This window comes from Pseudomonas sp. NPDC086566, assembly GCF_050280885.1.
Lineage (GTDB): Bacteria > Pseudomonadota > Gammaproteobacteria > Pseudomonadales > Pseudomonadaceae > Aquipseudomonas > Aquipseudomonas vlassakiae.
In genome coordinates this window covers 147992-169635 of record NZ_JBNNWD010000005.1, presented here as the reverse complement: position 1 = coordinate 169635, position 21644 = coordinate 147992, and the positions used below count along the sequence as shown (strand labels likewise).

The window sequence follows — 21644 nt, the reverse complement described above, 5'->3', positions numbered from 1 at the left end:
ATGGCAGTGCTGGACAAAGGGATGAAGCAGCGCATGGTGGGTGCGTTGGTGCTGGTGGCGCTGGCGGTGATCTTCTTGCCAATGCTGTTCAGCCGCCAGGACGAGATGCGCCAGGTGCAGGTCGACGCCCCGCAGGCGCCGGCCATGCCGACCCTGCCGGAGGTCAAGATTGAGCCGGTAACGGTGCCTGAGCCGCAGCCGCTGCCTGAGCAGCCCGAACAGCCCGAGCAGCCGCCAGTGGTGGTCAGCGAGTCGACGGCGCCAGTGAAGGCGCCGAGCCAGCCGATCACGCCGTCGCCGCAGGCCCAGGCCCCGGTACAAGCCCAGCCCAAGCCGCAGGCGACAGTGCAAACGCCAGCAGCCGCTGCCAAGCCGGCCACGCCAGTGGCGACTGCACCCGCGCCTGCACCGTCGAAGATCGACGTCAATGGCCTGCCGGTAAGCTGGTCTATCCAGCTGGCCAGCCTGTCCAGCCGGGCCGGCGCCGAGAACCTGCAAAAGACCCTGCGCAGCCAGGGCTACAACGCCTATATCCGTTCGGCCGGCGGCATGAACCGGGTGTATGTCGGGCCGTTGATCGAGCGTGCCGAGGCAGACAAGCTGAAAGACGTGATCAACCGCCAGCAGAAGCTCAATGGCTTCGTGACGCGCTTCCAGCCTGAAAAAGGCTGAAGCGGCGGCGGCCTCTCAGAGGCTCGGCGCAGGCCTGAAAACCTGACCCGCCGATCCACCTGACATTCCGCTTACTCCCAGCCTTTTGCTCTGGTAAAATGCGCCGCCTCAAACGTCTGCAGGCAGCACCGTGGCCTTTACCCTGGTTGATTGGGCGATCATCGCGATCATCGCCGTCTCCACACTGATCAGTCTCAAGCGCGGCTTCGTCAAGGAGGCCTTGTCCCTGCTCATCTGGATCGTCGCAGGGGCGGTCGCCTGGATGTTCGGTGGTTCGCTTTCGGTGTACCTTGAGAGCTATATCCAGACGCCGTCGATGCGCACCATCGCCGGCTGCGCCATTCTTTTCGTCGCCACCCTGCTGGTAGGCGCCATGCTCAACTTCCTGATCGGCGAGCTGATCCGCGTGACCGGGCTGTCCGGCACCGATCGTTTCCTCGGCATGGCCTTTGGTGCCGCGCGCGGGGGCTTGCTGGTGGTGGTAGCGGTTGGCCTGCTCAGCCTGGGGCCGGTGCAGCAAGACAGCTGGTGGCAGGAATCACGCCTGATACCACAGTTTCTATTGGTCGCTGACTGGTCGAAAAACCTGATCCTGGGTTTCACCCATCAGTGGTCTTCAAGTGGGGTGATCAGCGCTCCGGCTGATCTTCCATTCAAGGAGCAGTTGCTCGGGCCGGCAAAGCCCTGAGTGCTGTTCGTTCAAGTTTTATCAAAGTAGGGGTTGCGTCGCATGTGTGGCATCGTCGGTATCGTCGGTAAGTCGAACGTCAATCAGGCGCTGTATGACGCGCTTACGGTCCTCCAGCACCGCGGCCAGGACGCTGCCGGTATCGTGACCAGCCACGACGGCCGGTTGTTCCTGCGCAAGGATAATGGCCTGGTGCGCGATGTCTTCCAGCAGCGTCACATGCAGCGCCTGGTCGGCAACATCGGCATCGGCCATGTGCGCTACCCGACTGCGGGCAGCTCGACTTCGGCCGAGGCCCAGCCGTTCTACGTCAACTCGCCGTATGGCATCACCCTGGCACACAACGGCAACCTGACCAACGTCGAGCAGCTGGCCAAGGAGATCTACGAGTCCGACCTGCGCCACGTCAATACCAATTCCGACTCGGAAGTGCTGCTGAACGTGTTCGCCCATGAGCTGGCCGTGCGTGGCAAGCTGCAGCCGACCGAAGAAGACGTGTTCGCCGCGGTGTCCCACGTGCACAGCCGTTGCGTCGGCGGCTACGCCGTCGTTGCGATGATCACCGGCTACGGTGTCGTCGGCTTCCGTGACCCGAACGGCATCCGCCCGGTGGTATTCGGCCAGCGTCACACCGACGAAGGCGTGGAATACATGATTGCATCGGAAAGCGTCGCCCTCGACGTGCTCGGCTTCACCCTGATCCGCGACCTGGCGCCGGGCGAAGCGGTGTACATCACCGAGGAAGGCCAGCTGTTCACCAAGCAGTGCGCCGATGCACCGAAGCTGCAGCCGTGCATCTTCGAGCACGTCTACCTGGCCCGCCCGGACTCGATCATCGACGGTATCTCGGTGTACAAGGCCCGTCTGCGCATGGGTGAAAAGCTCGCCGACAAGATCATGCGCGAGCGCCCTGAGCACGATATCGACGTGGTCATCCCGATCCCGGACACCAGCCGTACTGCCGCGCTGGAGCTGGCCAACCGCCTGGGCGTGAAGTTCCGCGAAGGCTTCGTCAAGAACCGCTACATCGGCCGTACCTTCATCATGCCTGGCCAGGCCGCGCGCAAGAAGTCGGTGCGCCAGAAGCTCAACGCCATCGAGCTGGAGTTCCGCGGCAAGAACGTGATGCTGGTGGACGACTCGATCGTGCGCGGCACCACGTGCAAGCAGATCATCCAGATGGCCCGTGAAGCCGGCGCCAAGAACGTCTACTTCTGCTCCGCAGCCCCTGCGGTGCGCTACCCCAACGTCTACGGCATCGACATGCCGAGTGTGCACGAACTGATCGCCCACAACCGTACCACCGAGCAGGTGGCCGAGTTGATCGGCGCCGACTGGCTGGTCTACCAGGACCTGCCGGACCTGATCGACTCGGTCGGTGGCGGCAAGATCAAGATCGATCACTTCGATTGCGCGGTGTTCAACGGTGAATACGTCACCGGCGACATCGACGAAGCCTACCTTGACCGCATCGAACAGGCCCGTAATGACCTGGCCAAGGTCAAGAACCAGGCGGTCAGCGCGATCATCGACCTCTACAACAACTGATTTGGGAGCGACGGCATGACGGATCAATGGGATGCCGGGCGACTGGACAGTGACCTCGAGGGTGTCGGTTTCGACACCCTGGCGGTGCGCGCCGGTCAAAGCCGTACACCGGAGGCCGAGCACAGCGAAGCGCTGTTCCTGACCTCCAGCTATGTGTTCCGCACGGCGGCCGATGCCGCTGCGCGTTTTGCCGGCGAAACGCCGGGCAATGTCTACTCGCGCTACACCAACCCGTCCGTGCGTGCCTTTGAAGAGCGCCTGGCGGCCATGGAAGGCGCCGAGCAGGCCGTGGGTACCTCCACCGGCATGGCGGCGATCCTCGCCGTGGTCATGTCGCTGTGCAGTGCCGGCGACCACGTACTGGTATCGCAGAGCGTGTTCGGCTCGACCATCAGCCTGTTCGAGAAGTACTTCAAGCGCTTCGGTGTGCAGGTGGACTACGTGCCACTGGTCGACCTCACGGGCTGGGAAAAGGCCATCAAGGCCAACACCAAGCTGCTGATCGTCGAGTCCCCGTCCAACCCGCTGGCCGAGCTGGTCGACATCAGCGCACTGGCCGAAATCGCCCACGCCCGTGGCGCCATGCTGGTGGTGGACAACTGTTTCAGCACTCCGGCCTTGCAGCAGCCGCTCAAGCTGGGTGCCGACATCGTGTTCCACTCGGCCACCAAGTTCATCGACGGCCAGGGCCGTTGCATGGGCGGTGTGGTCGCCGGCCGTGCCGAGCAGATGAAAGAAGTGGTGGGCTTCCTGCGCACTGCTGGGCCAACCCTCAGCCCGTTCAACGCCTGGATCTTCACCAAGGGCCTGGAAACCCTCAAGCTGCGCATGCGTGCGCACTGCGAGAGCGCCCAGGTCCTGGCCGAATGGCTCGAGCAGCAGGAGGGCGTGGAGAAGGTGCATTACGCCGGTCTGCCAAGCCACCCGCAGCATGAGCTGGCCAAGCGCCAGATGAGCGGTTTCGGTGCGGTGGTCAGCTTCGAAGTCAAAGGTGGCAAGGAAGGCGCCTGGCGCTTCATCGACGCTACCCGGGTGATCTCGATCACCACCAACCTGGGTGACAGCAAGACCACCATTGCCCACCCGGCTACCACTTCTCACGGTCGCCTGACGCCGCAGGAGCGTGAAGCGGCGGGCATTCGCGACAGCCTGATCCGGGTTGCCGTGGGCCTGGAAGACGTGGCTGACCTGCAGGCGGACCTCGCCCGTGGGCTGGCGGCTCTCTGATGGAAATCCGCGGCGGTGTACCAGGCCATAATGGTCGGGTTGCCCTGGTCACCGGTGCTGCCCGTGGCATCGGCCTGGGCATTGCCGCCTGGCTGATCTGCGAAGGTTGGCAAGTGGTGCTCAGCGACCTTGACCGCCAGCGCGGGGCCAAGGTGGCCAAGGCCCTGGGCGAAAACGCCTGGTTCATCACAATGGACGTGGCCGACGAGGCCCAGGTCAGCGCCGGGGTGTCCGAAGTGCTCGGCCAGTTCGGGCGCCTGGATGCGCTGGTGTGCAACGCGGCGATCGCCAACCCGCACAACCAGACCCTCGAAAGCTTGAGCCTGGCGCAGTGGAACCGGGTACTGGCGGTCAACCTCAATGGCCCGATGTTGCTGGCCAAGCATTGCGCGCCGTACCTGCGCGCGCACAATGGTGCGATCGTCAACCTGACCTCGACGCGTGCCCGGCAGTCCGAGCCGGACACCGAGGCCTACGCGGCGAGCAAGGGGGGACTGGTGGCCTTGACCCATGCCCTGGCCATGAGCCTGGGCCCGGAGATCCGCGTCAATGCGGTGAGCCCGGGCTGGATCGATGCCCGTGACCCTTCCCAGCGCCGTGCCGAACCCTTGACCGAGGCCGACCATGCCCAGCACCCGACGGGCAGGGTCGGCACGGTGGAGGATGTGGCAGCCATGGTCGCCTGGCTGTTGTCGCGCCAGGCCGGGTTCGTCACCGGCCAAGAGTTCGTGGTCGACGGCGGCATGACCCGCAAGATGATCTACACCTGAGCAAGCAGTGGTAAGCGAAGGGGACCGAAAGGTCCCTTTTCCGTTTTTGCCTTTTTTGAAAAAAATTCAACGGGGCTATTGACTTAGCATCGGCACCTGCGTAAATTTCGCGGCCTCAGCGAAGCAAACGCAACAAGCAACATCGCGAGGGTGATTAGCTCAGCCGGGAGAGCATCTGCCTTACAAGCAGAGGGTCGGCGGTTCGATCCCGTCATCACCCACCACTTCCTGAGATTGTTTCTAGCGCTGGACGCTTCTGATGAAGCCGATAGCCGGAGAGAAACGCACTGCGCAGCGGTAGTTCAGTCGGTTAGAATACCGGCCTGTCACGCCGGGGGTCGCGGGTTCGAGTCCCGTCCGCTGCGCCATTTTTCAGTAACAGACGGGTGCCTGGCACCGGTCTGAAGCCACAAGGCAAAACGCCTTGGGCTGATCCCAGTTTCAATCGGGCGCAAGCCTGAACGATACGCAGCGGTAGTTCAGTCGGTTAGAATACCGGCCTGTCACGCCGGGGGTCGCGGGTTCGAGTCCCGTCCGCTGCGCCATCTTCGTTTCGAGGTCCCTAGAACGCCTCGAAGCAAACACAAATGAAGCGATCACCTGTCGCTTTTTTTGTGCCTGCCCTGAGGCCATCGCGCCGGAAGGGTAGACCCAGGTTTCAATCGGGCGCAAGCCTGAATGATACGCAGCGGTAGTTCAGTCGGTTAGAATACCGGCCTGTCACGCCGGGGGTCGCGGGTTCGAGTCCCGTCCGCTGCGCCATCTTCGCCTCAAGGCCCCTTGAACGCCTTGAAGCAACGAGAAAGCGACCTTCGGGTCGCTTTTTTCGTTTCTGGGCCATGCCGGCACCAGATTTACACGAACCTGACACACTCTTCACCGATCAACGGTTCCTGTGCTTGCCTGCAGTGATGCACAATAGGCCTCTTTTGACTTACCCGGAATTCGCAATGACCAGATCCTCCGTCTTTGGTGCGCTCGGGCTGGCCCTGGTGCTGGCGGGCGTGACCGGTTGCTCTTCGAAAAAAGCCGCCATCTACGAGCACGAGAACTTCGACGACTCGGGCACTTACTCGCGCAGCTTCCCGGTGACCGATGCCGGTTCCTGCGAAGCGGCTCGCCGTGCGTTGCTCAGCCAGGGCTACATCATCACCAGCAGTGGCGCCAACCAGGTGATGGGCAACAAGAGCTTCCAGCAGAACAGCGAAAACCACCTGCAGATCAGTTTCAACGTGACCTGTGCGCCAGACGTCAACGACGACAAGCGTTCGACGATGTTCGCCAACGCCTTGCAGGACCGTTACAGCCTGAAGAAGTCCAATAGCTCTGCCAGCCTGGGTGTTGGCGTGCTCGGTTCGGTATCCATGCCGATCGGCTCCAGCGACGACTCGATGGTCAAGGTCGCCAGCGAGACGGTGACGGCGGCGCAGTTCTATGACCGCTACTTCGCCCTGGTCGAAAGCTTCCTGCCCAAGCCGAAGAAGGTCGCCAAGGCCAAGGTCGAAGCGCCTGCGCCAAAGCCTGAGAAGCCGGCGCCTGACCTGGGTTTGCCGGAGCAGGCCTCGGCAGCCCCGGCCGTTGCAGCACCGGCGGCTGCGCCATTGGTTGAAGCTGCTCCCGCACCTGCGGCGGCTGTACCTGCCACTGAAGCCGCGGCCAAACCCGTGGTCGATGATAGCCAGGCCTCGCAACCGGTGGCACCGCCAGCGGAGGCCGCACCGATTCAGGTGCAGCAAGACGCGCAGCCTGCGCAGGAGGCACCGGCGTCGCTTTAATTCGCTGTTACAGATGCCCGGCGATAACTTCCTGAACACCTGCTACGTTTACCACTCATAAGCTTGTCATCATTCCTTCACCCGGGCCGCTTAGGTTGAAGGCATGACCAACGAAGACAGATGAGAAGAGGACGCAGGACGATGGATGACTATCAGGAAGAGCTGCTCGAGTTTCAGGCTTACGAACTGGATCCGCCAGAACCGGCAGACGACGCCACGGAGCTTTAACCTGCCCGCCGCTGGCTGCGGCGAAACTCCCCCGGCGTAAGGCCCGTCCAGCGCTTGAATGCGCGTTGGAAGGCCTCTGCCGATGCAAACCCCAACAAATAAGCGATCTCGCCAAAGGCCAACTCCGTATCGCGGATGTAGGCTTCGGCAAGGTCGCGTCGCGTGTCGTTGAGCAGGTCACGAAAGCGCGTGCCTTCTTCCGCCAGCTTGCGCCGCAGTGTCCAGGTGGGCAGTTGCAAGCGCAGCGCCACTTCCTCGAGGTCAGGTTCACGGCCGCCATTGAGCAGCGGGCCGAGAAGATGGGTAATGCGCTCGCCCAGGCTGCGCACGCGAGTGCGCTGGAGCATTTCTGTTTCACACAGGTGCAGCAGGTGGCTGAAGGTGCTCGGGCAATGCTGTGGGTTGGCCTGCTCGAGCGTGCTGCGGCTCAGCCGCAAGCGGTTGGCGCTGGAGCCGAACTGCACCGGTGTGCTGCACAGGGGCTGGTACGCGGCCGCGTAGTCGGGGGCATCGAATTCGACTTCAAGGCGCTCGGCCTGTACAGGGATCCCAGCCAGGGTGGCAAGCTGCGCCAGCCAGCCCGCCAGCAGCGAATCGACCACGAAGCGGTTGTAATCGTTGTAGGGGCTGATCGAGTAGAAACGCAGCCACGCGCCTTGGGGGTCTTCCTGATAGCTGGAGTGGCCACGGTAATTCGCCGCGTAGAGTGGCTCGAAGCGCAGCAGTGTACGCGCTGCCTCGCCCAGGGTCGGAGCCTGGGCTGCCGTGACGCCGGCCAGCCCGGCCTGGGCCAGGCGACTGCGACGCCCCATGCGCAGGCCCAGCGCTGGCTCGCCACACAGCGCGATGGCCGCATGCCCAAGGTGCATGTAGCGCGGGATCGACAAGCGTGCGCCCGCTTCGGCCAGGCGTGCGGTATCGAGCCCGTATTGCTTTAGTAGCGGCGCCGGATCATGTCCTTGCTCGCGCAGCGCTTCGGCCAGGGGCTGGACGAAACCCACCGAAAGGTCGCCCAGGCGCACGCGGGGGCGGCTCATGTGCCTACAGCCACAGGTTCAGCAGGCGTGCGCCGCGGCTGGGAGGCCCTGCCAGCAATTCACCTGCCTGGTGGGCGAAGCCTTGGCCGTCGCTGCCTTGTTCCCAGAATTGCCCACGCATGAACACGCTCATGCTGCTGGTGCTGTCACCTGCGGCCTGGGTCAGGCGTTGCCAGGCGGCCTGCTCGCTGACCTCGCCACGTTGCAGGGGCAGTTCGGCAGCGGCGTCCTGGTGGCGATTGCCGCGCCAGGGGGTATCCCAACTGCCTTTGCCGCTGAGAAATACCGGGTTGGCGATCAGTTGGGCCTGTTGTTGCTGCAACTGGCGCTGGTTTTCCGGGTACCAGCTGTCGCTGCCGATCAGCACGCCAAGGCGCCCGGCGGGGGTCTGCAGGACTTGCAGCGGGAAATGCCGGCCGTGATGGATGTAGCGCCGTGTCTCGCTGTCGGGGTATTGCTGATGTTGCGGTTGGCCTAGCGGCAAACCATCCGCGGCGAACACCAGGCTGCTGTTGAACAGCGGCCCTTGCCCAATGTGCAGCACACCTTGTTCGACATAGGGGGCAGGCAGCACGATCGAGCCTGCTACCAGGGTCACACCGAATTCCTTGGCCAGGCCGCCGAACAGCTGCTGGTAATCGCTGGCCATCTGGCGGGCCTTCATGCGCAGGTGGGCATCGGCGCGGCGGTCATCGCCATTGGCGCTCAGCATGGCCAGGCCATAGCGCAGCGGGTTGCTCAGCTCCAGCCATTGCTCGGCGTCTCGATTGCGGGTGACCTGGAACAGCTCGTTCTTTTCGCCCCGTGCCCACAGCCAGGTGCCGATGTGTTCCGGCAGCACCACGACCGTGCGGGGGCCAACCAGGCCCTTGGCGCGCGCCTGTTCCAGGTAGGCGGAAAGCTTGCGGTGCAGCCGTTGCAGGCTCTGGTAGTCGCTAGGGAACAGCAACGGCTCGATGCCGAGCAGGTTGCCGTGCTCGCCGGGCACGCCATGGTTGAGCGCCAGTTCGATGCGCAGATCGGAGAGGTAATGGCCTTCCGGGCGCTGTTGGGTCCAGAAACCGTAGCCGCACAGGGCGGTGATCATTACCAGCGCCAGGGCGCCTGCCAGGAGTTTTCGCATCAAGCGGTACAGCGCCTTGGGAATCGAGGGTTCCCTAGGGTAGTCCCGCTGCGCGGGAGGATCAATAAGTTGTCAGTTTCGATCATTGAGCCCGTTCAAACGGCTGTTTAATGTCGCAGGCAGATAAACGACGGGGCCCTCTGAGGTACCCGCACTCCGTGATCACGCCAACTGGGGACCTTTCCATGGCCGCCGACCGCTACCCGCATTTACTGGCCCCGCTCGACCTGGGCTTCACCACCCTGCGCAACCGCACCCTGATGGGCTCGATGCACACCGGCCTCGAGGAGCGCCCGGGCGGTTTCGAGCGCATGGCGGCGTATTTTTCCGAGCGCGCCCGTGGTGGCGTCGGCCTGATGGTCACTGGCGGTATCGCCCCGAACGATGAAGGCGGCGTGTACTCCGGCGCGGCCAAGCTCAGTACCGAGGAAGAAGCCGACAAGCACCGCATCGTTACCCAGGCCGTACATGAAGCCGGGGGCAAGATCTGCCTGCAGATCCTGCATGCCGGGCGCTATGCCTACAGCCCGCGTCAGGTAGCGCCCAGCGCTATCCAGGCACCGATCAACCCGTTCAAGCCGAAGGAACTGGATGAAGCGGGCATCGAGAAGCAGATCGCCGACTTCGTCAATTGCGCCGTGCTGGCCCAGCGTGCCGGCTACGATGGCGTCGAGATCATGGGTTCTGAAGGCTACTTCATCAACCAGTTCCTCGCCGCCCATACCAACCAGCGCACCGACCGCTGGGGTGGCAGTTACGAGAACCGCATGCGCCTGGCGGTGCAGATCGTCACCCGTGTGCGCGAGGCCGTAGGGCCAGACTTCATCATCATCTTCCGCCTGTCGATGCTCGACCTGGTCGAGGGCGGCAGCACCTGGGACGAGATCGAGCTGCTGGCCAAGGCCATCGAGCAGGCCGGCGCGACGCTGATCAATACCGGTATCGGCTGGCACGAGGCGCGCATCCCGACCATTGCCACCAAGGTGCCGCGTGCGGCGTTCAGCAAGGTCACCGCCAAGCTGCGCGGCGCGGTGAACATTCCGCTGATCACCACCAACCGTATCAATACCCCGGAAGTGGCCGAAGCGGTGCTGGCCGAGGGCGATGCCGACATGGTTTCCATGGCCCGGCCGTTCCTGGCCGACGCCGACTTCGTCAACAAGGCGGCCGCAGGGCGTGCCGACGAGATCAACACCTGCATCGGTTGCAACCAGGCCTGCCTGGACCACACCTTCGGTGGCAAGCTCACCAGCTGCCTGGTCAACCCGCGCGCCTGCCACGAAACCGAGCTCAACTATCTGCCGGTGCGTGCCGTGAAGCGCATCGCCGTGGTCGGCGCTGGCCCTGCGGGCCTGGCAGCGGCCACCGTCGCGGCCGAGCGTGGCCATGAAGTGACGCTGTTCGATGCCGCCAGCGAGATTGGCGGGCAATTCAACGTGGCCAAGCGGGTACCGGGCAAGGAGGAGTTCCACGAGACCTTGCGCTACTTCCGCAACAAGGTGAAAAGCACCGGCGTCGATCTGCGGCTCAATACCCGGGTCGATGTGCAGGCGCTGGTAGCGGGTGGCTACGACGAAATCATCCTGGCTACCGGTATCGCGCCGCGTACCCCGGCCATCCCGGGTGTCGAGCATGCCAAGGTGCTCAGCTACCTGGACGTGCTGATCGAGCGCAAGCCGGTGGGCAAGTCGGTCGCGGTGATTGGCGCCGGTGGCATCGGTTTCGACGTTTCCGAGTACCTCGTGCATCAGGGCGTGGCCAGCAGCCAGGACCGCGAGGCGTTCTGGAAGGAGTGGGGGATCGATACCCGCCTGGAGGCACGCGGTGGCGTTGCCGGGATCACGGCCGAGCCGCATGCGCCGGCGCGCCAGGTGTACCTGTTGCAGCGCAAGAAAACCAAGGTCGGCGACGGGCTGGGCAAGACCACGGGCTGGATTCACCGTACCGGGTTGAAGAACAAGCAGGTGCAGATGCTCAATGGCGTCGAGTACCTGCAGATCGACGATGCTGGCCTGCACATTCGTATGGGTGAAGGCGAACCGCAGGTGCTGGCCGTGGACAACGTGGTGATCTGCGCCGGGCAGGAGCCGTTGCGCGAGCTGCATGACGGGCTGGTTGCGGCGGGGCAATCGGTGCACCTGATCGGCGGTGCCGATGTGGCGGCCGAACTGGATGCCAAGCGGGCGATCAACCAAGGCTCGCGACTCGCTGCCGAACTGTGAGATCGCCGGGGGCGCAACGCGCCCCCAGGGGTTTCACTGATAAACTGCGCGCCATGTACCTTCATCTACCTCAACCGCCGCTGCAGCACCTGGTTCTCCCTTGGCTGACAAAAGCCAAGGTTGAAGCCGCCATCCTGCGCCTGGACCTGATTGATCCTCTGATCAGCGGCAACAAGTGGTTCAAGCTCCGCCACCACTTGCAGCATGCCCATGGCGCAGGCGCCCCTGGCCTGGTAAGCCTCGGCGGTAACCACTCCAACCACCTGCACGCCCTGGCTGCCGCAGGCAAACGCTTCGGCTTCGCCACCGCCGGCCTGCTGCGCGGCCACCCGCAAGACACCCCGACGGTACGCGACCTGCAAGCCCTGGGCATGCAATTGCACTGGCTGGGCTACGGCGGTTATCGGGCCCGCCATGAGCCGGGCTTCTGGGAGCCTTGGCAGGCTCGTTATCCAGGCTGGCATTGTATTCCCGAGGGTGGCGGCGGGACGGCGGGTGCCGAAGGGTGTGCGCTGATCGTCGAGCAAGCCCGTTGGCAGCTGTCAGCGCTGGGGTGGTCTGGCTACGACGCCTGGTGGCTGGCAGCTGGTACCGGCACGACAGTGGCCGGCCTGGTACTTGCCGAGGCAGGCGAGCACGCGGTGCATGGTGCCCTGGCGGTGCCGCTGGATCACGGCGTGCCGCAGACAGTCGCTGCACTGGCTGGCTCGCAGGGCTACCAGTTGCATGACGCCAGCCGAGGTGGCTTTGGCAAGTTCGATGATGAGTTGCTGGCCTTCATCGCCGAGAGTGAGCGGCGCAGTGGTGTGCCACTCGAAGCCCTGTATACCGGCAAGGCCTTGCTGGCCCTGCGTGATCAGGTCGGGGCCGGGCTGTTCGCGCCCGGTACCCGCCTGATCTTCGTCCACACCGGTGGCCTGCAGGGCCGGCGCGGTTACTTGTAGGGCAGCATCCGCAGCAGGGTGTTGTCGCGCTGCACGTAGTGGTGGTAGAGCCCGGCCAGTGCATGTATCCCGATCAGCCAGTAACCCCAGCTTGCCACCCGCTCATGCCAGCCCTTGATGAACTTGGCCTGGTCCGGGTCTGGGCCGATCAGGTGCGGCAGTTCCAGACCGAAGAATGGCACCGGTTTGTCGGCGGCACTGAGGATCAGCCAGCCGGCTACTGGCAGGCCGATCATCATCAGGTACAGCGCCAGGTGCACCAGGTGGGCAAGGCCGGTCTGCCAGGCGGGTGGCTTGGGCATGATCGGCGGGGTCGGGCGGCTAAGGCGCACGGCCAGGCGCAGCCAGACCAGCACGAACACGCTCAGGCCAAGCATGAAGTGCAGGTCTTTCATCAGGTTGCGTTCGGCACTGTCCTTGGGGAACAGGCCGCGGAATTCGATACAGGCGTACACGGCGGCCAACAACAGCACCATCAGCCAATGCAGGGCGATGGACAGGCGTGCGTAATGGGGCGCGGGGGTGGATGAAACCATGATCGGTCCTCGTCATCAGGTTGGAATGGCGCTCTTGCTGGCGCTCTGGGGTAACTGTAATCGCTATCCGGGAATATAGTTTTGCGCCAGGTCGGTGAAATTTGTGTTGTCAGTGGCGGCCCTTTCGCGGGCACAGGCAACCTCAATTTCCTGGCAGATGCGGCCAACTGTCAGCCACCAGAAACAAGCGCTCGGCTTCCTGCCAGGCGCCCTCGTCATCAGGCTCCAGCCTGACCAGCAACTGCGCCGGTGCATGCTCGTCCAGCTGCCTCAGCCAGTCTCCAAAGCGCTGCACCGTCCAGCATTCGTCCGCCTCGACCCGCGCTGGCGCCAGCCAGGCATGCCGCGCCAATGGTTGCCAGTGTTCATCCGCCGCCGTGTGCCAGTCGCTTCGCCTTGCCCAGCGCCCGCGCAAATGCCGGGGATTGGCACCCGCAGGCGGCTCGGCGTGCCCCGGCCACGGATAGAACAGATAGCCACCCAGCCACAGGTGCGCGTGCACCTGATCGGCCCCTAAGGCAGCCAGTGCTTCGCGACTCTGCGCGTCCGCCGACATGGGCAGCTGGTGCCCGGCCAGGTGTGCCAGTTTGCTGCCGAGCCGATCATGGCAGCCAGGCCCGAGCCAGTGCGCCGGGTCGCGCCCGTGGTCCACGGTCGGCCCCAGGTACAGTTTGATGGCCAGCTCCAGATGATGCGTGCCTTCGCTATCGCGCAGCAGAATGTCCAGCTCGCCCAGGGTCCGTCCCCCTGTGCGAATCGCCAGGTTGGACGCCAGCAGCTCGACCCCGGGCGCTTGTTTCAGGGCGAACTGCCACAGGCCTTCGTAGTACAGTCCCAGGCGCCGGCTGGTGATCCTTGCCAGCCAGTCGCGCAAGGGCAGGTCATCCGCATCCAGTGCGCGCAACCATTCGTGCAGGCGCTGCGGATCGGCCGCCCAGGCGCTACCCGCCAGCGGATGGCGCTGGGGGCAGGGCGGGGCGCTGAGTAGCGCGGGCGACAGCAGGGTCCACGCCAGGTCGCGCACGGCAGGGCGGCGCAAGCGACGGGGCAGCTCATGGAGCTCGGCGAAAGGCGTCATGCTGCGAGCATAGCCGGTTTGCCGCTACCCGGTCGTTTCGCCCATAATCGCGACATCGTCACCCGCCGCAGAGCCTTGCAGGAGCCCCATGGAGCAATTTCGCAATATCGGTATCATCGGCCGCCTTGGCAGCTCGCAGGTGCTCGACACCATTCGCCGACTGAAAAAATTCCTCCTCGAGCGCCACCTGCACGTGATTCTCGAGGACACCATTGCCGAAGTACTGCCCGGCCACGGCCTGCAAACCTCCACGCGAAAGTTGCTGGGCGAGGTCTGCGACTTGGTCATCGTGGTCGGTGGCGACGGCAGCCTGCTCGGCGCCGCCCGCGCCCTGGCCCGGCACAATGTGCCGGTGCTGGGCATCAACCGCGGCAACCTGGGCTTCCTCACCGACATCCGCCCGGACGAGCTGGAGCAGAAGGTTGCCGAAGTGCTCGATGGCCATTACCTGGTGGAAAACCGCTTCCTGCTGCAGGCCGAGGTGCGCCGCCATCACGAGGCCATCGGCCAGGGCGATGCGCTCAACGACGTGGTCCTGCACCCGGGCAAGTCGACGCGGATGATCGAGTTCGAGATCTACATCGACGGCCAGTTCGTCTGCAGCCAGAAGGCCGACGGCCTGATCGTCGCCACTCCGACCGGTTCCACCGCCTACGCCCTGTCGGCGGGCGGACCGATCATGCACCCCAAGCTCGACGCCATCGTCATCGTGCCGATGTACCCGCACACCCTGTCGGGGCGGCCGATCGTGGTCGACGGCAACAGTGAGCTGAAGATCGTGGTGTCCAAGGAGCTGCAGATTTACCCGCAAGTGTCCTGCGACGGCCAGAACCACTTCACCTGTGCGCCGGGCGACACCATCACGGTCAGCAAGAAGCCGCAGAAGCTGCGCCTGATCCACCCGCTCGACCACAACTACTATGAGGTGTGCCGCACCAAACTCGGCTGGGGCAGCCGCCTGGGAGGCAGGGACGACTGATGCTCGATCCGGCGCGCAGTTTCGACATCATCGGCGACGTGCACGGCTGTGCACTGACCCTCGAACGCCTGCTCGACGCCCTCGGCTACAAACGTGTCGGCGGGGTCTGGCGTCATCCATGGCGCCAGGCGCTGTTCCTGGGCGACATCGTCGACCGTGGCCCGCGCATCCGCGAGGCGCTGCACATCGTCCATGACATGGTCGAGGCCGGCCAGGCGTTCTGCATCATGGGCAACCACGAGTACAACGCGCTGGGCTGGGTCACCCCGGCACTGCCCGGCAGCGGCAAGTCGTTCGTGCGCGAACACACCCCGCGCCACGCCCGGCTGATCGACGAGACCCTGACCCAGTTCGCCCATCACCCGGGCGACTGGCACGACTTCGTGCAGTGGTTCTATGACCTGCCGCTGTTCGTCGATGCCGGGCGCTTCCGCCTGGTGCACGCCTGCTGGGACCCGCGGCTGATCGAACCGCTGCGCCAGCAGTACCCGGGCGGGCGTATCGACGAGCACTTCATCCAGGCGTCGGCGGTGCCCGGGAGCTTTGCCGCCACCGTGTGCAACCGCCTGCTGCGCGGCACCGACATGCGCCTGCCGGACGGCCTGACCCTGACCGGCGGCGACGGCCTGACCCGCGCCTTCTTCCGCACCAAGTTCTGGGAAGAAGACCCGCAGACCTACGGTGACATCGTCTTCCAGCCTGATGCGCTGCCCGAAGACGTAGCCCGTACGCCACTCAGCCACAGCGAAAAAAATGCCCTGCTGCGCTACGCCGAGGACGAACCCCTGCTGTTCGTCGGCCACTACTGGCGCAGCGGCCGCCCGGCACCGATCCGCGCCAACCTGGCGTGCCTGGACTACAGCGCGGTGCTGTACGGCAAGCTGGCGGCCTACCGGCTGGATGATGAAACCCGCATCGACCCGCACAAGTTCGTCTGGGTCGACGTCGAACGCCCCCAGGCCAACCAATGAAAATCATCGAAGTGATGCGCCTGCCGCTGTCGGTCGACCTCAGCGGCTTCGTCCACCTGCTGCAGCGCCTGCAGGTACCGCACCGGGTCAGCGAGGAGGGCGAGGAGCAGGTGCTCTGGGCCCCCGACACCCTGGTTGCCGACGTGCGCGAGCTCTACCAGCGCTTTCCCGACGGTAATGCTGACGTAGGAGCGGATTTATCCGCGATGGCCCCCACACAGCCCTCCCTGGCCGACCAGGCCAAAGCCTGCAAGGTCACCGCCACGGTCCTCGTCCTCTGCCTGATCGTCGCCGGCCTCACCAGCCTGGGCGACAACCTGAACGTCATCAGCTGGTTCACCTTCCTCGACTTCCGCGTCCAGGGCGACTACCTGCACTTCACGCCGCTGGCCCAAGGCCTCGCCGAAGGCCAGTGGTGGCGCCTGGTCTCGCCCATGCTGCTGCATTTCGGCGTGCTGCACCTGGCCATGAACGGCCTGTGGTACTGGGAGCTGGGCAAGCGCATCGAGCTGCGCCAGGGCCCCTGGCTGCTGCTCGGCCTGACCCTGCTGTTCAGCCTGGTGTCCAACCTGGCCCAGCACTCCACCAGTGGCCCGAGCCTGTTCGGCGGCCTGTCCGGCGTGCTCTACGGTCTGCTCGGCCACGTCTGGCTGTACCAGTGGCTGGCGCCCAACCCCTATTTCAACCTGCCCAAGGGCGTGCTGGTGATGATGCTGATCTGGCTGGTGATCTGCCTGACCGGCGTGGTCGGCCAGCTTGGCTTCGGCCAGATCGCCAATGCCGCCCACGTCGGCGGGCTGCTCATCGGATGCCTGACCGGGCTCTTGGGCGGGGCGCTGGCCCGGCGTAAACTGTCGGCTTGAATCAGGAGACACTATGTCCACTTTCGCGCAAATGATCGAAAACATCACCCCGGAAATCTACCAGAGCCTGAAACTCGCCGTGGAAATCGGCAAATGGTCGGACGGGCGCAAACTCACCGCCGAGCAGAAAGAACTGTCGTTGCAGGCGGTGATCGCCTGGGAGATGAAGAACCTGCCCGAAGAGCAGCGTACCGGCTACATGGGCCCGCAGGAATGCGCGTCGAAGTCCGCACCCATCGCCAACATTCTGTTCAAGTCGGACTCGGTACATTGATCGAACTCGCTCGTGGCTCTTTGAGCAAGATGGCGGTCAGCCTGCAGGCTCCGGTGGTGCAATACAGCTTCCGCCTGGATGACACCCAGGTGCCGGTCAACCCGCTGATCGGCCAGCGCGTGCGCCTGGAATACCTTGGCGCCATTCACTGCAGCCATTGCGGCAAGCGCACCAAGACCAGCTTCAGCCAGGGTTATTGCTACCCGTGCATGACCAAGCTGGCCCAGTGCGACGTGTGCATCATGGCCCCGGAAAGGTGCCACTATGACGCCGGCACCTGCCGTGAACCGGCGTGGGGCGAACAGTTCTGCATGACCGACCACGTGGTGTACCTGGCCAACTCGTCGGGGATCAAGGTCGGCATCACCCGGGCCACCCAGCTGCCCACCCGCTGGCTCGACCAGGGCGCCATCCAGGCCCTGCCGATCATGCGCGTGGCTACCCGCCAGCAATCGGGCCTGGTCGAAGACATACTGCGCAGCCAGGTGCCGGATCGCACCAACTGGCGCACGCTGCTCAAGGGCGACGCCGAGGTACTCGACCTGCCGGCCATCCGCGAAGGTATCTTCGATGCCTGTGCCGAGGGCCTGCGCGCGCTGCAGGACCGCTTTGGCCTGCAAGCTATCCAGCCACTGCCCGACGCCGAAGTGGTGCAGATGCGCTATCCGGTCGAGGCCTACCCGAAGAAAATCGTCAGTTTCAACCTGGACAAGGATCCGGTGGCCGAAGGCACGCTGCTGGGTATCAAGGGTCAGTACCTGATCTTCGATACCGGCGTGATCAATATTCGCAAGTACACGGCCTACCAGTTGGCCGTGCTCCAGTAAAAAGGACCTGCACATGCGTACCGAACAACCGCAAGTGATCTACCTCAAGGATTACCAGGCGCCCGAGTACCTGATCGACGAGACGCACCTGACCTTCGAGCTGTTCGAGGACCACACCCTGGTCCACGCGCAACTGGTCATGCGCCGCAACCCGGCACGCGGTGCCGGCCTGCCGCCGCTGAAGCTGGACGGCCAGCAGCTGGAGCTGCTGCGCGCTTCGCTGGACGACCAGGAGCTGCAGGCGGGCGACTACCAGCTCGACGCCGACAGCCTGACCGTTCACCCCAAGGCCGAGCGCTTCACCCTCGATACCAGCGTGAAGATCCACCCGGAGCGCAACACCGCGCTGGAAGGCCTGTACAAGTCTGGCAAGATGTTCTGCACCCAGTGCGAGGCCGAGGGCTTCCGCAAGATCACCTATTACCTCGACCGCCCGGACGTGATGAGCACCTTCACCACCACGGTGATCGCCGAGCAGCATCGCTACCCGGTGCTGCTCAGCAACGGCAACCCGATCGACAGCGGGCCGGCAGAAGATGGCCGCCACTGGGCGACCTGGGAAGACCCGTTCAAGAAACCGGCGTACCTGTTCGCGCTGGTGGCCGGTGACCTGTGGTGCGTCGAGGACAATTTCGTCCGCCAGTCCGGCCGCGACGTGACCCTGCGCATCTACGTCGAGCCTGAGAACATCGACAAGTGCGAACACGCCATGGTCAGCCTGAAGAAGTCCATGCGCTGGGACGAAGAGGTGTACGGTCGCGAGTACGACCTGGACATCTTCATGATCGTCGCGGTCAATGACTTCAACATGGGCGCCATGGAAAACAAGGGCCTGAACATCTTCAACTCGAGCTGCGTACTGGCCCGCGCCGAAACCGCCACCGATGCTGCCCATCAGCGTGTCGAAGGTGTGGTCGCCCACGAGTACTTCCACAACTGGTCGGGCAACCGCGTGACCTGCCGCGACTGGTTCCAGCTGTCGCTCAAGGAAGGCTTCACGGTGTTCCGCGATGCCGAGTTCAGCGCTGACATGAACTCGCGCACGGTCAAGCGCATCGAGGACGTCGCCTACCTGCGCACCCATCAGTTCGCCGAAGATGCCGGCCCCATGGCCCACCCGGTGCGCCCGGACAGCTTCATCGAGATCTCCAACTTCTACACCCTGACCGTGTACGAGAAGGGCGCCGAAGTCGTGCGCATGGTGCGCACCCTGCTGGGCGCCGAGGGCTTCCGCAAGGGCAGCGACCTGTACTTCGAACGCCACGATGGCCAGGCCGTGACCACCGACGACTTCATCAAGGCCATGGAAGACGCCAACGGCGTCGACTTCACCCAGTTCAAGCGCTGGTACAGTCAGGCCGGCACGCCGCGCCTGGAGGTCAGCGAAGCCTATGACGCCACCGCGCAGACCTACAGCCTGACCTTCCGCCAGAGCTGCCCGCAGACCCCGGACAAGGCCGAGAAGCTGCCGTTCGTGATCCCGGTCGAACTGGGCCTGCTCGATGCCGAGGGCAACGACTTGCCGCTGCAACTGGCTGGCGAAGGCTCGGCTGACGGTACCAGCCGCGTGCTGTCGGTGACCGAAGCCGAGCAGACCTTCACCTTCCAGGGCATCGCGGCCAAGCCGCTGCCTTCGCTGCTGCGCGGTTTCAGCGCGCCGGTCAAGCTGAGCTTCCCGTACGACCGCGACCAGTTGATGTTCCTCATGCAGCACGACAGCGACGGCTTCAACCGCTGGGAAGCGGGCCAGCAGCTGTCGGTGCAGGTGCTGCAGGAGCTGATTGGCCAGCACCAGCGCGGCGAAGCGCTGAAGCTCGACCAGCGCCTGATCACTGCGCTCGGCACCGTGCTGGGCAACGAGGCGCTGGACCCCGCCATGGTCGCCGAGATGCTCTCGCTGCCAGGCGAGGCCTACCTGACCGAGATCAGCGAGGTGGCCGACGTCGATGCCATCCACGCCGCCCGTGAGTTCGCCCGCCAGCAGATCGCCGAGCAGCTGTTCGACGCCCTGTGGGCGCGTTACCAGGCCAACCGCGAGGTGTCGCGCAGCACCCCCTATGTGGCCGCTGCCGAACACTTCGCCCGCCGCAGCCTGCAGAACATCGCCCTGTCTTACCTGATGCTGAGCGGCAAGCCGCAGGTGCTGGAGGCGACCCTGGAGCAGTTCGAACACTGCGACAACATGACCGAGCGCCTCACCGCGCTGGCCGTGCTGGTCAACTCGCCGTTCGAGGCCGAGCGTGCCAGGGTGCTGGAAAGCTTTGCCGAGCACTTCAAGGACAACCCACTGGTCATGGACCAGTGGTTCAGCGTCCAGGCAGCCAGCACGCTGCCGGGCGGGCTGGCGCGGGTCAAGGCGCTGATGCAGCACCCGGCGTTCACCCTGAAGAACCCGAACAAGGTGCGGGCGCTGATCGGTGCCTTTGCCGGGCAGAACCTGATCAACTTCCATGCCGCCGACGGTTCGGGGTATCGCTTCCTGGCCGACCTGGTGATCGAGCTGAATGCGCTGAACCCGCAGATCGCTTCGCGTCAACTGGCGCCGCTGACCCGCTGGCGCAAGTATGACGCTGCGCGCCAGGTGCTGATGAAGGGCGAGCTGGAGCGGATTCTTGCTTCCGGTGAGCTGTCCAGTGATGTGTATGAAGTGGTGAGCAAGAGCCTGGCTTAAGCTTGGTGGATCCTGGGGCCGCAACGCGGCCCCAGTTTTTTCCGGTTAACAAAACATAACGTCCCGTTCGTTGTAATCGCGCAACCTTCCCCGATACGATCCCCCCAAGCCTCTAAAACAGGCTTTTCACAGCACAGACCCACCAAGAAGAACACAACAGGGGATGGTCATGAAGCAGCGGGTGATGACGCAGGCCAGGCGTGGTGCCTGGCCATTGGCGGCCGGCGCGATGCTGGCGCTGGCACTGGGGATGTGGGCTGACAGCGCGCAGGCCGCTGCGGCCGACGAATACTCGACCGAGTCAGCCAAGGCCAGCCAGAGCCTGCTGATCGGCGCCGCCCATGCCGGCAAGCGCCTGGTGGTGGTCGGTGATCGCGGTCACATTCTGTTCTCCGACGACCAGGGCAGCACCTGGACCCAGGCCCGGGTACCCACCCGGCAGCTGCTCACCGCCGTGTTCTTCCTCGACGACAAGCGTGGCTGGGCGGTCGGCCATGATGCGCAGATCCTCGCCAGCAGCGACGGTGGCGCCACCTGGAGCAAGCAGTTCGAAGACCTGTCCCGTGAAGCGCCGCTGCTCGACATCACCTTCCTCGACGCCCAGCACGGCTTTGCCGTGGGGGCCTACGGAGCGCTGCTGGAAACCAGTGACGGCGGCCAGCACTGGCAGGACATCGGCGAACGCCTGGACAACCCCGACCAACTCCACCTCAACGGCATCACCCGGGTGCGCGATGCCGGGCTGTTCATCGTCGGCGAGCAGGGCGGCATGTACCGCTCCAGCGACGATGGCCAGACCTGGGCCAAGGTTGAGGGCCCCTACGAGGGGTCGCTGTTCGGTGTGATCGCTACCGGCAAGCCGAATACCTTGTTGGCCTATGGCCTGCGCGGCAACCTGTTCCGTTCCACCGACTTCGGTGACAGCTGGCAGCCGATCACGCTCAAGGCTGGCCGTGGTGAGCTCGAATTCGGCCTGGCAGGCGCTACGCTTGTCGAAGATGGCAGCCTGGTGCTGGTCGGCAATGGCGGCAGCGTGCTGCGCAGCACCGATGATGGCCAGACTTTCAGCGTCTTCAACCGCAGCGACCGCATCGCCCTGGCCGGTGTCAGTGGCCTGGCCAATGGTGGTTTGCTGCTGGTGGGGCAGGGTGGTGTGCACCTGGCCAACGCCGAAGGTGCGGAGTCGGCTGCCAAGGAGGTGCGTCCATGAC

General features: G+C 64.5%; 19 protein-coding genes and 4 tRNA genes. 19 read left to right on the top strand and 4 right to left on the bottom strand.

The window, feature by feature from the left end; all coding sequences use genetic code 11:
• The 10 genes from ACQKPS_RS13175 to ACQKPS_RS13130 all read left to right on the top strand — a co-directional run bounded on the left by ACQKPS_RS13175 (window position 1) and on the right by ACQKPS_RS13130 (window position 6680).
• Entirely contained in the window at window positions 1-672 is a 672-nt protein-coding gene (locus tag ACQKPS_RS13175) for an SPOR domain-containing protein (protein ID WP_254480875.1), read from the top strand.
• A gap of 130 nt (window positions 673-802) precedes the next feature.
• Window positions 803-1360, top strand: coding sequence for a CvpA family protein (locus tag ACQKPS_RS13170; protein ID WP_054885753.1), 558 nt, complete (start codon window positions 803-805; stop codon window positions 1358-1360).
• Between the two features lie 42 nt (window positions 1361-1402).
• Window positions 1403-2908 (top strand): amidophosphoribosyltransferase, encoded by a 1506-nt coding sequence (purF, locus tag ACQKPS_RS13165; RefSeq protein ID WP_054885754.1) that lies wholly within the window; start codon window positions 1403-1405, stop codon window positions 2906-2908.
• 15 nt (window positions 2909-2923) lie between these two features.
• Window positions 2924-4135, top strand: coding sequence for an O-succinylhomoserine sulfhydrylase (locus ACQKPS_RS13160; protein WP_197894945.1), 1212 nt, complete (start codon window positions 2924-2926; stop codon window positions 4133-4135).
• A complete protein-coding gene (locus ACQKPS_RS13155) occupies window positions 4135-4905 on the top strand; it encodes an SDR family oxidoreductase (protein ID WP_165837365.1) in 771 nt (256 codons plus the stop codon). The genes ACQKPS_RS13160 and ACQKPS_RS13155 overlap by 1 nt, the downstream gene beginning before the upstream one ends.
• 148 nt (window positions 4906-5053) lie before the next feature.
• A tRNA-Val gene (locus ACQKPS_RS13150) sits at window positions 5054-5129 on the top strand.
• Window positions 5130-5196: 67 nt separating this feature from the next.
• Window positions 5197-5273 (top strand) — tRNA-Asp (locus tag ACQKPS_RS13145).
• Window positions 5274-5373: 100 nt separating this feature from the next.
• A tRNA-Asp gene (locus tag ACQKPS_RS13140) sits at window positions 5374-5450 on the top strand.
• A gap of 140 nt (window positions 5451-5590) precedes the next feature.
• A tRNA-Asp gene (locus ACQKPS_RS13135) sits at window positions 5591-5667 on the top strand.
• A gap of 188 nt (window positions 5668-5855) precedes the next feature.
• Window positions 5856-6680 carry a DUF2242 domain-containing protein gene (locus ACQKPS_RS13130; RefSeq protein ID WP_254480874.1) on the top strand — a complete coding sequence of 275 codons (825 nt, stop codon included), beginning with the start codon at window positions 5856-5858 and terminating at the stop codon, window positions 6678-6680.
• A 224-nt stretch (window positions 6681-6904) separates the two neighbouring features.
• On the opposite strand, the gene ACQKPS_RS13125 is transcribed toward ACQKPS_RS13130, so the two are convergent.
• Both ACQKPS_RS13125 and ACQKPS_RS13120 read right to left on the bottom strand, forming a co-directional pair.
• Complete coding sequence (locus ACQKPS_RS13125; protein ID WP_254480873.1) at window positions 6905-7945, bottom strand: AraC family transcriptional regulator; 1041 nt, start codon at window positions 7943-7945, stop codon at window positions 6905-6907.
• A gap of 4 nt (window positions 7946-7949) precedes the next feature.
• Entirely contained in the window at window positions 7950-9068 is a 1119-nt protein-coding gene (locus tag ACQKPS_RS13120; protein WP_254480872.1) for a nitrilase-related carbon-nitrogen hydrolase, read from the bottom strand.
• Window positions 9069-9253: 185 nt separating this feature from the next.
• On the opposite strand from ACQKPS_RS13120, the gene ACQKPS_RS13115 reads away from it, so the two are divergent.
• Together ACQKPS_RS13115 and ACQKPS_RS13110 are read left to right on the top strand one after the other, a co-directional pair.
• Entirely contained in the window at window positions 9254-11290 is a 2037-nt protein-coding gene (locus tag ACQKPS_RS13115; RefSeq protein ID WP_427604386.1) for an FAD-dependent oxidoreductase, read from the top strand.
• Between the two features lie 53 nt (window positions 11291-11343).
• Window positions 11344-12234: a 1-aminocyclopropane-1-carboxylate deaminase/D-cysteine desulfhydrase gene (locus ACQKPS_RS13110; RefSeq protein ID WP_254480870.1), complete on the top strand. Its 891-nt coding sequence runs from the start codon at window positions 11344-11346 to the stop codon at window positions 12232-12234.
• Here the strand turns inward: ACQKPS_RS13110 and cybB are convergent.
• Both cybB and ACQKPS_RS13100 read right to left on the bottom strand, forming a co-directional pair.
• On the bottom strand, window positions 12225-12770 hold the full coding sequence (gene cybB, locus ACQKPS_RS13105; RefSeq protein ID WP_427604385.1) for a cytochrome b561: 546 nt from the start codon (window positions 12768-12770) through the stop codon (window positions 12225-12227). The genes ACQKPS_RS13110 and cybB overlap by 10 nt on opposite strands.
• A 142-nt stretch (window positions 12771-12912) precedes the next feature.
• The gene (locus ACQKPS_RS13100) at window positions 12913-13848 is read right to left on the bottom strand and encodes a DUF1853 family protein (RefSeq protein WP_427604383.1); all 936 of its coding nucleotides are present in this window, start codon (window positions 13846-13848) and stop codon (window positions 12913-12915) included.
• An 88-nt stretch (window positions 13849-13936) separates the two neighbouring features.
• Here ACQKPS_RS13100 and ACQKPS_RS13095 point away from each other — a divergent pair, with 88 nt between their 5' ends.
• The 7 genes from ACQKPS_RS13095 (at window position 13937) to ACQKPS_RS13065 (ending at window position 21643) form a co-directional block, all read left to right on the top strand.
• Window positions 13937-14827, top strand: a complete 891-nt coding sequence (locus ACQKPS_RS13095; protein ID WP_054885764.1) for an NAD(+) kinase — start codon at window positions 13937-13939, stop codon at window positions 14825-14827.
• Window positions 14827-15798 (top strand): metallophosphoesterase, encoded by a 972-nt coding sequence (locus tag ACQKPS_RS13090; protein ID WP_427604381.1) that lies wholly within the window; start codon window positions 14827-14829, stop codon window positions 15796-15798. The genes ACQKPS_RS13095 and ACQKPS_RS13090 overlap by 1 nt, the downstream gene beginning before the upstream one ends.
• Window positions 15795-16661: a rhomboid family intramembrane serine protease gene (locus ACQKPS_RS13085; RefSeq protein ID WP_313203084.1), complete on the top strand. Its 867-nt coding sequence runs from the start codon at window positions 15795-15797 to the stop codon at window positions 16659-16661. Before ACQKPS_RS13090 ends, ACQKPS_RS13085 begins: the two co-directional genes overlap by 4 nt.
• Window positions 16662-16674: 13 nt before the next feature.
• On the top strand, window positions 16675-16935 hold the full coding sequence (locus ACQKPS_RS13080; protein ID WP_054885767.1) for a YeaC family protein: 261 nt from the start codon (window positions 16675-16677) through the stop codon (window positions 16933-16935).
• A complete protein-coding gene (locus tag ACQKPS_RS13075; protein ID WP_427604379.1) occupies window positions 16932-17762 on the top strand; it encodes a DUF2797 domain-containing protein in 831 nt (276 codons plus the stop codon). The genes ACQKPS_RS13080 and ACQKPS_RS13075 overlap by 4 nt, the downstream gene beginning before the upstream one ends.
• Window positions 17763-17775: 13 nt before the next feature.
• Window positions 17776-20433: an aminopeptidase N gene (gene pepN, locus ACQKPS_RS13070; RefSeq protein ID WP_427604377.1), complete on the top strand. Its 2658-nt coding sequence runs from the start codon at window positions 17776-17778 to the stop codon at window positions 20431-20433.
• A gap of 169 nt (window positions 20434-20602) precedes the next feature.
• Window positions 20603-21643, top strand: coding sequence for a WD40/YVTN/BNR-like repeat-containing protein (locus ACQKPS_RS13065; RefSeq protein ID WP_427604375.1), 1041 nt, complete (start codon window positions 20603-20605; stop codon window positions 21641-21643).
• The last annotated feature ends 1 nt before the right edge of the window (window position 21644 follow it).

What these genes read in the sequence shown, in the direction of transcription:
- ACQKPS_RS13095 (WP_054885764.1), top strand. Translation starts at nt 13,937, where the DNA reads ATGGAGCAATTTCGCAATATCGGTATCATCGGCCGCCTTGGCAGCTCG.
- ACQKPS_RS13125 (WP_254480873.1), bottom strand. Translation starts at nt 7,945, where the DNA reads ATGAGCCGCCCCCGCGTGCGCCTGGGCGACCTTTCGGTGGGTTTCGTC.
- ACQKPS_RS13065 (WP_427604375.1), top strand. Translation starts at nt 20,603, where the DNA reads ATGAAGCAGCGGGTGATGACGCAGGCCAGGCGTGGTGCCTGGCCATTG.
- ACQKPS_RS13130 (WP_254480874.1), top strand. Translation starts at nt 5,856, where the DNA reads ATGACCAGATCCTCCGTCTTTGGTGCGCTCGGGCTGGCCCTGGTGCTG.
- ACQKPS_RS13155 (WP_165837365.1), top strand. Translation starts at nt 4,135, where the DNA reads ATGGAAATCCGCGGCGGTGTACCAGGCCATAATGGTCGGGTTGCCCTG.
- purF (WP_054885754.1), top strand. Translation starts at nt 1,403, where the DNA reads ATGTGTGGCATCGTCGGTATCGTCGGTAAGTCGAACGTCAATCAGGCG.
- ACQKPS_RS13080 (WP_054885767.1), top strand. Translation starts at nt 16,675, where the DNA reads ATGTCCACTTTCGCGCAAATGATCGAAAACATCACCCCGGAAATCTAC.
- pepN (WP_427604377.1), top strand. Translation starts at nt 17,776, where the DNA reads ATGCGTACCGAACAACCGCAAGTGATCTACCTCAAGGATTACCAGGCG.
- ACQKPS_RS13085 (WP_313203084.1), top strand. Translation starts at nt 15,795, where the DNA reads ATGAAAATCATCGAAGTGATGCGCCTGCCGCTGTCGGTCGACCTCAGC.
- ACQKPS_RS13100 (WP_427604383.1), bottom strand. Translation starts at nt 13,848, where the DNA reads ATGACGCCTTTCGCCGAGCTCCATGAGCTGCCCCGTCGCTTGCGCCGC.
- ACQKPS_RS13160 (WP_197894945.1), top strand. Translation starts at nt 2,924, where the DNA reads ATGACGGATCAATGGGATGCCGGGCGACTGGACAGTGACCTCGAGGGT.
- ACQKPS_RS13120 (WP_254480872.1), bottom strand. Translation starts at nt 9,068, where the DNA reads ATGCGAAAACTCCTGGCAGGCGCCCTGGCGCTGGTAATGATCACCGCC.
- ACQKPS_RS13090 (WP_427604381.1), top strand. Translation starts at nt 14,827, where the DNA reads ATGCTCGATCCGGCGCGCAGTTTCGACATCATCGGCGACGTGCACGGC.
- ACQKPS_RS13115 (WP_427604386.1), top strand. Translation starts at nt 9,254, where the DNA reads ATGGCCGCCGACCGCTACCCGCATTTACTGGCCCCGCTCGACCTGGGC.
- ACQKPS_RS13175 (WP_254480875.1), top strand. Translation starts at nt 1, where the DNA reads ATGGCAGTGCTGGACAAAGGGATGAAGCAGCGCATGGTGGGTGCGTTG.
- cybB (WP_427604385.1), bottom strand. Translation starts at nt 12,770, where the DNA reads ATGGTTTCATCCACCCCCGCGCCCCATTACGCACGCCTGTCCATCGCC.
- ACQKPS_RS13110 (WP_254480870.1), top strand. Translation starts at nt 11,344, where the DNA reads ATGTACCTTCATCTACCTCAACCGCCGCTGCAGCACCTGGTTCTCCCT.